At 63.2% G+C, this 14,421-nt stretch carries 2 protein-coding genes; both read right to left on the reverse strand.

Translation table 11 applies throughout. The features are described from left to right. Positions 1–206: 206 nt before the first annotated feature. On the reverse strand, positions 207–12,827 hold the full coding sequence (locus SGN16_RS16525; RefSeq protein ID WP_335945748.1) for a filamentous hemagglutinin family protein: 12,621 nt from the start codon (positions 12,825–12,827) through the stop codon (positions 207–209). A gap of 213 nt (positions 12,828–13,040) precedes the next feature. Next, entirely contained in the window at positions 13,041–14,228 is a 1,188-nt protein-coding gene (locus tag SGN16_RS16530; protein WP_210639095.1) for a substrate-binding domain-containing protein, read from the reverse strand. Positions 14,229–14,421 lie beyond the last annotated feature (193 nt).

A 14,421-nucleotide genomic window follows, 5' to 3' on the forward strand; every position in this document is an offset into this window, starting at 1 on the left:
TCTTGTGGCCACTCCGGGAACAGTGTGGGAGCGAGCTTGCTCGCGATGGCAGCGGCATGGCCGACATCATTGCAAGCTGACCCACCGCTATCGCGAGCAAGCTCGGCTCCCAAAGTTTTTGGGTGTACACGGATTCTCTGAACACCTGAGAACCCGTGTGGGAGCGAGCTTGCTCGCGAATGGGGGCGACTCGGTCTACGACCGGCCTACAAACTCAATCGCCCCCGCTCGTCCTCGGTCAACCGCTGCCGGGTCTGTTCATCGAGCGGGCCGGCCCCCAATACCTGGACCGGGCTGGCCGGGTCGTAGGCCCGTGGCGCTTCGCGGCCGGCACCGTCGCGGGACGGGGTCAGTTGTTCGGAGCCGAAGCTCACCACCTGTACAGTGAACACCGACGCCTGGTTCTGCCGCGCCGCATTTTGTTGCTGGCGCGCCACGTCTTCCGCCGCTTGCGTGGCCGAAGACGCCGCCGAACTGGCGGAGGTGATGGCCCCGGTGTTGACCGAAGCCGCCAGCGGCACACCGGAGGATTTGCCCTGGGTCTGGATGTTGGCTGCGTTCACCACAGTCAATGCCGCGATGTTGACGTTGCCCGACACCCGGATCCCCGCCTCGCCCGCATCGATGGTGCCCAGCGGCGCGATCAGGTCGATGTCCCCCGGCGCCACTTCGGCAATCGGGTTGAGCGTGGCGATACCGGCCCCGGTGCTCGGCACTGACGGCGACAGCGTCACGTTGCCCCAGCTGTCATACAAGCGCTTGGGCGGCGTGTAGACCACGGTGGTCTTCGAGCCACGACCGGCGTTGATGTCGCCCTGGGCCGACCAGCCGAGGATCGAGCCACCAAAGGTGGTCATGATCCGGCTCTGCCCCAGCAGAATGCTGTTCTGCGCGTACAACTGGATATCGCCCTCGCCCTGGGTAATGACCCCGGCGGTGGACGGCGGCGCATTACCCTCGATGCCAAATGTCTGCCCGCCACCCGGGGTGAGCATCTGGATACTGCCACCGAAATCGGTGTGCACCCCCGCCCCGCCGAACATCGTGATATCGCCCTTGTAGGTGATCGCATTGCCCGCCACATCCTTGTCCGGGAACAACAGCGCAATCGCCTCCCGGCCCCGCAGGTAGCTGCCCTGGCGCACACCGCCCACTTCGTTGTACTCACGGCCAGCGGCCTTGAGTTCGGCGAAGTACACATCGCGGGCAAACACCCGTTGCTGCTCGGCTGGCAGTGCCGCGAAGTAACTGCGAGCTTGCTCGGTATCGCCGCTGAAGCCGAAGCGTTTCTCCAGCCATTCCACCAGTTCCGCCTCGTAGGTCTTGGCGACCTTACCGTCCTGGTTCGCCAGGGGCACACCGGCCAAAGCCTGGTTCGCCGGGTCCAGGTAAGCCTTGACGAAGCGCTCGTAGTCCGCCCCGTTGAGTCCCGCGCCGGCTTGCAGCACCAGGCTCGCGCCAGGGCGAGAATCCCCGGGCACCACGGCGCCGATACTGGTGATGCTGACCTTGTCGTCCATCAGGATATTGCGCCCGGCGGTGATTTCCAGCAGGCCGGGGCCGGCGACGTTGAAATTGCTGTAGAGGATGTCGCGCCCGGCCGAGACGATGGAGATGTCGGTGGGGTTGTTGTGGATGAAGAGGTTGCCGGTGCTGGTGTAATTACCCACGTCGGAGTTCGTATTCAGAGACCCGCCCAGCGGTATGCCGCTGCTGACAATGTCTCGCCCAGCCATCATGCGTACAGGGCCGGCACCTTCGTATGCGATTCGCCCCGGCCATCTGCCCGTAGGGACTGATGTCATCGACCGTCCAGTGGCGACTGCCAGCAAGTCGCCTTCAAGCGCGTAGAAGCGAGCAGGATCGACATTGAGGGCCCACTCACTGGAGGCGCTGCTGGTGTCGAAGGCAAACAGCGGCAAGATGTTCGCACTTGGGCGCGCGAAATTGCCATCGGCAGAAAGATTGCTGGCCTTTATGACGAAACCATCGACGATACCGACAAAGGCTGGCCGCAACGGTGTGGCCAGGGCTGCGGAGGCAGCACCGGAACGACTGACTGACATGTCGCCGCCGTAGATGGAATCGCCGGCCATGAATTGCAACTCACTGTTGATGCCGGGAGCAAGCAACAGGGCTGGGCGATTGTCGCCGTTGTAGCCTGTGTCATACAGTGCCGAGGACTTCCCGTAATAAAGACTGCCACTGGCTGCCACAGCCCTCAGGATCGACGGATAGACGACCGCCAGATCCGTTGCGGTACTGAAGGTGAAAGGTGTCAGGTTACCTCCCGACGACCACAAGTCCACCGCCGTATTGGCAGTCCACAACGTAAACCAGCTCACGCCCGATCCGTTACTGTTACCGTCCTTGAAGGGTGAGGCGCTCATCATCGGTGCCCGCCCCGGATCGGCAACGTCCATCACGACCAAGTCGCCTGAAGTCGTCAGATCGAAGGTAGCATCACCCGGCATGAGGGTCAGTCCACCCGTTGCAGATCCTCGTGTGGATTTGAAGGAGTCGTAGGCCCGCGTTTCTCCAGGGGACTGTGCTGAGACAGCATTGCCGTATTGAAGGTCGATTCGACCGATGGCGCCACTGTCGATCTGCGCGTGCCCTCGCAGGTTGATGACCGCGCCGTTGAGATGCCCGTTGGCGAACACGCTATCGGGATTCAAGGCTCCGCCTACGCGCAGGTTGAGGTCACCACCGCCGGTCAATTGCAGGCTGCCGTCGGCGCCTACGCGCCCGGTGCTGCCCACAGCCAGCAGCAGCCCCTGGCTACGAGAGTTGATGTTTATGTTGAAGTCGTTACCGACGAGCCGGCCCAACACCCCGGCATCGCCCTTCACCTGTACATCGAGATCACCGCCGCCCAGGGTCCCGTACCCGGTGAAACCGGCCATCTGATCAGCGCCCCCCAGCTCCATCGATGCTGTATAGCTGCCGAAATTGATCCACCAGGCCGTCGGCTGGCCGTTCACCGAATTACCGTTGCCCTGGCGCCAGAGCCAATTGCCAACATTGGCCGAGTCCTGGCCCATGTCGGCAGGGTTCGGTCGCCCGACAGGGTTGGCAGGCGCGGTCAGGTTGCCGCTGAGGTCACCGCCGACCTTAAGCAACAGGTTACCGCCCGCGTCCGGATACCAGGCGCGATAGAGACTTTCGGTGCCGCCATCGACCAGCCTTTCATTGCTGCCATCTTTGTCGTTGAGCACCGTGCCATTGCCGCCCAGGGCCTTGGGCTGGTTGTAGGGATCGCCCGGGAACGTCGGCGCTGAAGATGTCCCGGCGGTATAGACCCCGAACAACGAGTCCATGCGCAGGCTGCCACCGCTCAGCAGTTCCAGGTCGCCGGTGCCGGTGCGGATGACGCTCGGACGGACACTGCCGGCAACCGGTGCATACTCCGCATCGACGGGAGCACAGATATTCGGCATAGCGTCGCAGAGCGATTGGACCGAGTCGAATTGGAAGAACTGGACGGCAGCCTGGCTGATCAACTCGCCGGCCTTGACCTCAAAACCGGAACTCGCCAACTGCTTCTCAGCCGCTTCGGTCCATTTATAAGAAGCTTGGAGCACGCAATTACCACCAAAATCGACACAGAAAGCCTCGGCCGAATCGTAACCGAAGATATCGCGAAAGATGGTTTCGTCGACGGGCTGGCCGAGTTCGACCGTGATCCCGTTGTTCAACATGTCTTGTACGCCCGCTTCGGTCCATATGAAGCCCCCCTTTCCAGGCACGAGCACACCGAACATACCGTAGTGGCTATCAGCAAGATGCAAGTCGCCATGTACCGGTTCGGGCTGGACGATCCGGCTGTCTGCCGCCGTCGTGTCGGCCCCGGCCACCAATCTCAACGACCAGGACTGGGAACCCTCGGCGAGCATGGGGGCGATGGCCCACATGCGGCCATCGCTGCCCGCAATCTCTGGACGCAACTGCACCGATTCGACGCCATCCGGCAACTTCACATCGGTGCCGGACGGAAGCAGCGAACCGCGGTTCAAGACCAGGCTGCCTGCGAGCTTGAGGATATTGGTCTGCGTATTGCCCGCGTTTGCCACGTTGGGCAGCGCAACGCCCTTGGGCCAGATGAAGCCGCGCAGTGCGGTGGCTCCGCTCAACACGCTGCCGGCCCCCAACTGCGAGCCGGCCTCCAGGGTCTGGGCCCGGCTCAGCAAAGTGCCTGCGGCAAACAGCAGGTTGCCGGAGGCGTCGTGTACCGCAGCCGCCAATACCGTACCGGCCGGCAGTTCCAGCGGTTGGTCAAGGACCGCGGCCACCGGCAGTCGAGTACCGGCCGCCAGGGTCACGCCTTTGATCGGCAAGTCGTAGTTCAACGTGGCTCCCGCCGGGAACGCCGTATCGTCGGCCAGGGTCACGCCGGCACCGGGGACGACGATGTCGCCACCGGTGAAGTCGATGCCAGGCATCAACACCCAGCCCTTGTCATCCTGGGTGGCCGGCGGCGGTGCGAAACCGTCGTTGATGCTGCCGTAGATGCTCAGGTCACCACCGGCGCGCAGGGTCAACGCGCCGGCCTCGCCGGAACCGTACACGGCGGTTTGCCGGGTGTGCGGGTTCACACTGGCGTAGCGATAACCGGACAGGTCCAGGTCGCCCTGCACCACCAGGTCACCGTCGGCCGTGGCGCTGACGATCTCGACGCCGGGCCGCAGGTGGAACGCATCGGCGTAACGGGCGTTGTTCAGACCGGCGAGTTTGCCTTGCATCAAATCGCTGTTGGCCAGCGCCGCGTTGATGAAGGCGACGCTATCCTGATGCTTGCCATCCAGGTAGGCCTGGTCGATGACCTGATAAGGCCGGCCACTGGCCGCCGGATCGCTGCCAAAGGCTGCATCGTTGTATTGCCACATACCATTGACGGCGATGGACCGCGCGCCCTGGATATCCAGGTTTCCGCTGGCGTCGATGGCGATGTCACCGTGAGTGGCATCTGGCCCGGCGCGCCGGGCATTGAGTTCCAGGGTGCCGCGAGCGCGACCGTCATGTTGCCCCGCAGGCGCCGCAGTGCCATGGCGCAGATCGATGCGCGCACCATCGGCCAATGTCAGCACGCCGCCCCGGGAGGTCAGGTCGACCATGGCGCGGTTCGGTGAGTCAATGATCTTGCCGTAACTGTCTACACGCAGGCGATTGCCATGAGCATCGAGCACCGCGTTGCCGCCCAGGGTCAGAGAGCGCCCGGCGGCAAGCCGGATACTGCCGACCCGTTCGCCGCTGGCGTCCACCTTGCCATTGACCAACAGATTTCCGTTGTCGACCGAGACGCTGACGGTCGAGGCCTTGAGCTCGTTGCCGATCACCAGGTCACCCTGTTTGAGCTGGAAGCCACGGGAGCCGAACACCTGCCCGTCGTTCAACCGTTGGTTCAAGGCCGCGAACTGCTCGCTGAGGTCTCCGCTGTCGCCCAGGCGTTGGGCCTGGATTTCCACGCTGCCGGCCAGGTACGGCATGGCGGTGCCACCAGCGTCATATTCGCCTGTGCTGCTGCCGAGAATCCGCCCCTGCAAATCAACGATTCCGGCGGCCTCGTCCAGCGCCACTGCACTGAGCAGGCCAGCCTGGTTGTTGCGAGCCGAAAAGTCGATGCTCGATCCATCGGCCTGGCGGATGTTGCCGTTCTGGCTTTGCAGGATCACCTCGCCACCGGCGCTGTAGCGCGTGACATCGTTGAAGGTCACCGTGCGGCCCGCCACATCGATCAACGCCTCATCGGCCAGGGTCAGGTCATCCGTCGCGCTCAGGGTCAGCTTGCCGCTAGGCAACACCACCGCACTGGCAAGGTTGAGGCTCGCGCCTTTGATGGACAACTCGCCCCCAAGCCCGGAGACGCTGCCCGGCTTAGCGCTTGTGCCCGCTACGTTGACCGCCCCGCCCGCGGTGATGCGGTTGACCGAACCGGCTTCACCGGTCAGCAACGGGGTGAGGATATTCAGGTGGCCGCCGCTGTAGGCGTAGCCCGTTTTCGCGTCATAGGCACCCTGGCTTTGATACACCGCCAGGCTGCCTTTGTGGTTGGCCGTCAGGCGTTCACTGGCGCTGAGGTTGACGTTGGCGAATCCCAGGGCAAGGCGGTTCAGGGTGGTGAGCGAGCTAGGCTGGGCGAAGTCACCGTAGCCGAATTCGATGCGCTGGGCCTGGATGTCCAGGCGACCGGCGCCGGTGCCGGCCCCACCGGCAATCACCGAACCCGGCGCGCCAACGGCACCGTTCCAGATCAGGTTGGCGGTGCGAATGGTCGCCACGTCATTAGCGCTGCCGGCGCCATAGATGGCCGGGGTGCTCAGCATCAAGTTGCTCAGCCGCGACTTGCCTGTTGTTGGGTCATAGGTGTCGAGACTGACGGTGCCGTAGAAATTCAGCGCCTGGCTGGCCGACAGTTCGAGGGTTTCCAGGGCCGGAGCACCGTATTCGGTGTCCCCACGCAACAGGCGGTCGAGCACGGTCTGGCTCAGGGTCAGGCCGGCAGGCAGGACCTGGCGCGTCGCCGCGTTGCTCAGGGCCTGGGCGGTGCCAACGTTGATATTGCTCAGGGCCAGGGTCAGGTGACGGGTGCCGTAGCGCACCTGGTCGTCAAGCTGCAGGCTGCTGCCGGACGCAGCGACGATGCTGCCTTCGGAGTGAATCCGGGTCACGCCGCTGCACGGTGTCAGGCTGCAGCCGCCGATATTGACCGTGCCGCTGGTACCTGACACAGGGGCCAATACATTGAGCAAGCCATTGGAGGCGGCCAGCAAGCTATAGTTTTGGAACTTCACGTTGAGATTATAGATAAAACCATCACGGGCATCGTACGCCGCCTTTCCCCTTCCGATGGTGTTGATGGCGGCGCCTTGTTCCACCAACAGTTCGCCGCCGTCGGCCAGGAGGAATACCTCAGGCGCCGACAGGGTCGCACCTTCACGCAGCGCGACGCTGCGGGACACCCTTTGCGGCGTGATGTAGTTCCCCCCCTGGCCATAGAGCAGCGAAAACTGGCCGCCGATCACTTGACGTGAAGCATTCAGAGCATTGAGGCTTTCGGCATTGAGGGTCACGCCCTCGAAGCCGGCCGTAGCCCCGCGCCTTTCGGCGACCACCTCCAGCGCGGTACCATTGCTGGCGACCACCGCGACGGTTCCGCCGTATCCCCCGGCCTGAGGCGCGAACTTGCCGAGGCCCTTGAAGGAGAAGGCCTGATCTCCAGCGCCTTTTGCCAGGTTCAACTTCAACGTCTTGGCATCGACTGGCAACAGGGCCCTGGGAACACCCAGGCGCGCGGCGTCGGCCACCGCGAATTGGGCGTAGCTGGTTTCGTTGTATTGCGAGTAGCGACGCAGCACATCTCCCGAGGTCAGGATGACTTGACTGGACAAACTGTTGCGCTGCCCGGTATTGGCCACCGACAGCACCCCAGCGGTGGTCCACGAGCCGTTGCGCAGCTGTTGCGCGCCCGTTGTGACACCTTGCCCCGCCAAGCCATTGACCTCGACCCGAAACGCCCCTGGCAGCAATGCATAGGTGGACGGCATCAGGGTGTAGGTGCCGGCAGCCAATCCGGGCACACCGGCACCGATGGTGATTTGCTGGCCTACTCTCGGATCTACCGCGCCGCCTTCGGGGGCGACCGGCGCGTACTGACTCTGATTGCCCGGCACGATGGCATAGACCGGGTTGGTGGACAGCCCCGGCAGGGTGAAACCGCCATTGGCACCGATTTGTACCAGCGGGTTGAAACGCGCATCGGTGGAACCACCTCGACCAGAGATAAAACCGGCGCCGAGCAGTTCACCGCCACCCGAGAGGTCCAGGACCGAACCCTCCTGGGCCGCCACCGACTTGCCGCCGAGAATCACGCCGATATTCAGGTCACCATATTCGGTGAGCACCGCGCCTTGCCCGAGCAACACAACCTTCTTGCCAGCGTACTGATAACTCTGGCCATCGACAGTGCCGCCATAAGGCAGCACCAGCCCCAGGCCGCTGACCGAAGTCAGGCTACCCGGTAACAGCTCCACTCGATCAGTGGTACCCAAGCCATCGTTTATGCCGACTTCAATCAACCCCAGCGGTGCCCGTACCACCCCACCCTGCTCGATCTTCGCACTGCCCAGTTGCAAGCGGCCAAATGCCGAATAAGGCACTGCAGGTGTGACCTGGGTAGTACGCTCAATGACCAGGCTGCGCATAGGATCAAAGACCGAGGCACTGGCACCGGTATACCCCGCCAACACCCGTGCTCCAACCCCGGTCGCCGGATACAACTGCGCTGCTTGCAACACCATGTCCGAAGGGGTCAGCAATTGCGTGGTAAAGCCCGTAGGCAATCCCTCACTGGAGACCCCTGCCAGGAATCGCAAATCACCCCGGCTGCGTAGCTGAACCCGGTCGAAACCGGCGCGTTCCAGCTCGACGGTATTGCCGTCGGCCTGCCTCACCGTGCCTTTGCTACTGAACATCACACTGCCCTGCACGTCCAGCAGGTCAGCGTTGACGGAAAACACCGCCTTGTTCGCCAATAGCGACACCCCGCCGCCATCGACCACAGGCCGGGTATAGGGGTCAAAACTCGGTCGAGTGGTCGCCAGCCCTGTCGCAAGCGCCATCAACACATGGGGTGCATTGAGCTCGACCCGGGTATTGGCTGGCGCGGTTGCACTCAATCCAAAACTGCGGGAGTACAGGCTCAGGCTTTGGCCGAGGGACATCGACAGGTCGCCATCGACGCTCATCAGGCCGTTGCTTAGCAGGGACAGGCTATCGAAACCACCGGCCTGGACCTGATCGACACCTAGCCGCCCGTGACCATAGATCAGCGAATCCGCCGAGGTTTCAGCCGTATCGCTCAGCGGGCTCGCCTGGGCAGCTCGCGCCAGCACCAGTTCACGCACCTTCAACACCCGGTCACTGACCGCACTCTTGAGGTAATAGGGCGTTTCCAGCGCTACCGACAAGCTACCGCCTGCAGCCCCAGCACCGCCCGAACGGGCGCTGAATGAACCGTCCAGGTACAGACCATTGGCCGAGGCCAGGGAAATACTGCCGCCATTGCTCGCCACCGATGTACGCCCCTGGCCTGGAATATCCAGCACAGCCTGGCTGCCATCCGCTTGCAAACGCGCACCGTCGCGCACCACCACAAACAGTTCGGACGCCGAAGTCGATCCTTTCGCGGCATCTATCTGGCCGCCGATGACAATCTGTCCGCCGTCGCGCACCAGGCCGTAGGTCTGACCACGCACATCCCGAGCTGTTACGGCCCGGCTCGATACATCGATCAGTGCTTGTTCACCCAGCCAGATGGAACGACCGTGGCCCTGGGCATTGACTTGATCGCGGACCGTATCGCTGACGCTCGACTCGGTAAGACTGACCCGACCGCCCCAGGCGTTGAGGGTGCCGTTGGCAGTCAACTGACCGATGCTGCGCACATCGATGCCCTGCCCCGGATCGACGCTGATCACGCTGCCCTTGCCCAGGTTCAACACCGTGTTCGCCATGTCGGCGGCGCTGGCGTTCGCGGTGCCGGCAGTGAGGCTCAGGCTCGCGCCGCGGCGCTGGGTCAGGACGCCTTTGATCGCATCTTCCTGATACAGCTCCGGTGTCCAGCGCTGCAACGCATCCGCCGGTTCTGCGCCGCTGCCGGTGCTCAACGCCTGCTCGCCAAAACGGTACACCGGCATCGTCACATCGACCTTAGTACCTTCGGCCACCGTCAGGCCTTCGTTGCCGGTGATGTCATAGGCCGAGAAGCCTTTGTCAAAGAAGTCGCCGCCCAGTTGCAAGGTACCCGGTTCAAGCGGCGAGCCGCTGTTGCCGATCAGCACTTTATTGGCCGCCAGCTTCAAGGTCCCGCCGCCATTCACACCAGTGCCGCGCAGTTCACCCTTTAAGGTCAAGGCGCCGTTACCGGACGACGCGCCGGTACTGGCGGTCAGGGTCAGGTCACCACCCTTGCCACCGCGGGTCTTGCCATCGGCCATGACCGCAGCACCGGAGCTGACGTCGATCAGGCTGCCCTGACGCACATCGATACCGCCGCTGCTGCGCACGGACACGACGCCGCCATTGATGAATGGCAAGCCCTGGCGGTCGCCGCCGTCAAGCAGCAGGTTGCTCCACCGGCCAGCGGTGTTCAACGTCACGCCCTCGCCCAACGTGACCCCAGCATGCTGCCCAGCGGCGGGCGCAAGCACGACGTCTTCAATCTTGAAATTATCGGTTCTGACCTGTTTAAGCACATTACCCAAGGCAATGCGACCGCTGCGGGCCGTCAGATCGGCATTCACCTCGACCTGCGGTGCATAAAGCGTGATGTCGCCGCCATCGGCGACCTTGAGTGCGCCCTCGACCTTGATGCCCTCAAGCGCCGCCACCTTGACTGCACCGAGTTGGAAGCCGTTGAGCAGATCGTTATCCAGAACCAGCTTGCCTTGCCGATCAGTGCCGACCACCGAGGTCAGGTCCAGGCCCGCGGCAATCTTGTCGGCCACCTTACCGACGGTGACCTGATCGAGCGTGGGGTTCAGGCCGCTGTTGATCACACCACTGGTCTTGTCGTAGATCGGCGTGTAACTGCCCACCCACAACTGCGCCCGTCGGGCCACAGCGTTTTGCGATTGCTGGTAACCGTCGAGGTTGAGGTTCGGCGCCTGGGTCTGGCGTTCGCCCTGGTAGACCTCGCCGACGATCTGGCCTTCCAGCACCGCGTTGCGGGTCGATACCACCAGCTTGCCGGCATCGCGGCCGACGGTGTAGCCGGCCTCAAAGCGTTCGCGCGGGGCGATCAGCGGATTGTAGTAGTAATCGGTCTGGCCCCAGCGTTGACTGTGGTCTTCGTAGCCCTTGTAGATGCCGGTGTAGAGGATGTCCCCCGGCGCCTTGGACAACTCATGCAAGCGCCCATCGGCGCCTTTGAGCCAGGACTGGCGCAAGTAGCCGCTCTGCACATCCAGGGTGCCACCGGACAGGTTCAGTTGCGCCGCCTGCTGAGTCACGACGTCGTTGCCGGTGAACGTCAACGTGCCACCCTGGGCGGCCCATTCACCCACGCTGTGTCCCTGGGTGCCCAGGTAGCCGCCGACCTCCAACAACCCACCCGCCGTGTACCAACGGTCAGTGGCGTAGCCGTTGGTGCCCGCCGGGACGTAGATCAAGTCACGCACGTCCACCCAGACATCGTTGTTGGTCAGCTTGCCGCCCTCGCGGTTGACCGGAGCATCACGCTGTTCGTTGCCCTGCACGTTGACCTTGATGGAGTTGGACTCCATCGCCACCTTGACGCCGATGGCGCCGGACACATCGATCACCGCACCATCGCGCACCAGGCTGCGACCGGCGGCGCTGACCGCGACCTGGCCGCCGGTGGCCAGGGTGATGGAGCCGTTCTGGAAGTCGACGCTGCCGCCACTGACGATCTCGACCCGGGACTGGTCGCTGCGGTCGACCACGCTACTGAGGTTGTTGAACTGACCGGTGATCAGGTTGTTCGGCGTGCCATCCAGGCCGGCCGGTCCGGCATTGCGCTGGCTGTCCAGGGCACTGCCGCCCGCCGCATCGAGCAGCACCGCCGTGGCGCTGCCCTGCCCCAGGGTCACGCTGCCGCTGCTGTCGCTGAAGGCGTTGAGCAAATGCACGGTGCCACGGGTGTCTACTGAACTGCTCGCCACCGCCACGCCGTTCTGCTGCACAGTGTGCCCGGTAAGGGTGATGTCGCCGGTGCTGGCCTGGATCAGGCCGCTGTTGATCACCGTGCCGGCACTGCTGCCGGGCTTGAGAGACGTCGCGACCTCGTTGCCACGGGTAGTGGAGCGCAGGTTGCCGCTGGTGCCCTGGCCGCGCCGGATGTAGAAATTGTCACCAGCCGCCAGGGTGGTCTGGCCCTTGGCGGTGATGATGGAGCCGGCGTTCTCCACTTCGGAGCCCAGCAGCAAGGCATAACCACCACCGGTCGTGGAGCTGGCAGCGCGGTGGGTTTCGATCAGCGCGCCCTGCTGCACCTCGACCTTGCCGGCGGCGTCAGTAAAGGTTGGTTGGCTGCCGGTGGCATCGACGTACAACCCGCGCTTGCTGAACTGCTCATCGCTGATGTTGGCCGCCACCGCCGCCAGGTTGCGCACGTTGACCTGGCTGCTGCCGCTGAAAATGATGCCGTTGCGGTTGACCAGCATCACCGTGCCGTTGCCCTTGATCTGGCCCTGGATCTGGCTTGGTCGCGCTTGAGGGTCGTTGACCCGGTTGAGCACGGCCCAGTCCGACTGCTGCTGGAAATCCACCGTGGTATTGCGCCCGACGTTGAAGGTTTCCCAGTTGAGAATCGCCTTGTCGGCGGTCTGCTCGATCGTCACCGTGGTCTTGCCACCGGACTGGGTCTGCTTCGGGCCCTTGGCGTTGAGCCAGCCCTGGGTCAGGCTGTTATCGACCTTGAGCCCACCCTCGCCCAGCCCGTCGGGCACAGTCTGCACCTGCCCGAACGCGGCTTGCCGCCCCGCTGCCTGGGCGGCTTGCTGGGCCGCGATGGCAGCCACGGTGTTGTTGAGATTGGTCAACGAACGCTGCAACTGCGCGTTAGCCCGTTGCTGCTGCGCCAAGGGCGGCGGCATGCCTGGCTGCGCGGTCGTAGGCCGCGTCGCGCCACCGGCCTGGGTCGCCCCCTTGGCGGCAAACCAGGCCGAACTGAACGCCGTCGCTGCGTGGGCATTGCCGGCCACCATCAGCAGCGCAATGGCCTGGGCCAACGGCTTGAGCCGCAGCATCGACAACTCGCTGTCGCGACGTGGAGCGTTCAGGTTCGTCTGGGGTTTGCAGCGCAGCATCCTACTCATCCTTTCGGTTTGCTCTAAGGGGACACAACGCAGTGCTGTCAGGCTGCCAGCGTTGGTTATAGGGGATAGGCGGTTACAGGGGGACGGGACCGAACGGTTGTCATGAAAATTTCATGTGGCTGTGTTGGTCGCGGCGCCAGAGCAAAAAATCAGCAACGGCTTGCGCCGTTGCTGATCGGTGTTGCGTGTTGCTCAGGCGTGGGGTTACAGCGGACGACCGATGCCGTTGCAGACGTTGGTATTGCCGATGCTTTGAGCGCTGGTAGTGGTCAGGAAGCTGCCACGAATGGCGTTTTTCCAGGCCGTTGGCAGCGGCACAAAGCGGTTGGCGGTGATAGCGGCATCGTTGTTGTTGGCAGCGACTGCGCCGTAGTGACGGGTGAAGAAATCACGTACCTGAGTGCTCTGGGCGGCGTTGGCGTAGCACTGGCTGAAAATCACGTTGGTGAAGCCCAGGATCGGATAGCCGCTGGTTGGGTAGAGGCGCAAGCTAGGGTCAGCCGGGATGGTTTCATCAATCACTTTTTGAGAAGTGAAAACAGGAACCCAAGCGTTCGGTTTTGACCGGTCGGTAGCAGCAGGAACCGTAACGGCATTGATAGCTGCCGACACGTTGGCAGGCGCTGGGGAAAGACCGCCAACACGAGCGACCTTAGTGGCGTCGTCCAGACCAGCCAGCGTAGTAGCGGCGTAATCCGGGCTCATGTAGGTGATACGACCTTGGGCTGCGTTCAGTGCAGTCATCACGTTCGCACTGCCGGAGGCGGAAACGGCGCCGGCTGGCAGGCCACCGCTGTAGCTGGAGGCGAAGGTGGTGGTGACAGCGAAGGTGCCGGTTTCAGCGCACTTGGCATTCAGGAAGCGGGTGAACAGCTCGGTGGTACCGCTGCTTTCTGCACGGTAAACCACGGTGATCGCGCCAGTACGGCCCGAACCAGTGATCTGGCTCCAGTCGGTCAAGCGGCCGGAGAACACACCACACAACTGGTTGACACTCAGGTCAACGTTGGCAGTACCAGTCTTGTTGAAAGGAATGGCAACCGAAGTGGCAACCGAAGGCACCTGGATCAGTGGGCCCCAGGCAGCGCCGTGAGCGGTGACGTAATTGCTCAGCTCAGTGGCGCTGAGCTTGGAATCGCTGCCAGCCCAGTGCACGTTCTTGCTGGTGTCACCAGCCACGAACTTGGTGTAGTCGTTGTTCAGGAAAGCAGCCTTGCCAGCACCGCTGCCCACGCCGATGTAAGGGGCGAAACCGGCAGTCAGTACGCCGGAAGTCTGGTACAGCGGCTGAGGCAAGGTAGCACCACCGCCATTGACATCAGCCATGGCGGCCTGAGCGGCGCAGAGGCCGGCGAGGGTCAGGGATACCGCGAGAACGTTGCGCTTAAACATGAAGAATCTCCTTTCATCGTGTTCGTACGTAGGTTGGGTGACGCGTGCTTGCCGTCATGGCGCTCGGTCCTGTGCCGATGGCGGTGGGGTGAGGCCATGGGTTAGAAATTCGCAGTTTCCGGTGACAGATAAAGGAAAAAACCTCGGGAGCTGAGGGCTGTTTTCTGGCTTTTTTCCTCGGGTGTTCGAGGGC

The organism is Pseudomonas sp. G166 (assembly GCF_037027455.2).
In the GTDB taxonomy this organism is placed as follows: domain Bacteria; phylum Pseudomonadota; class Gammaproteobacteria; order Pseudomonadales; family Pseudomonadaceae; genus Aquipseudomonas.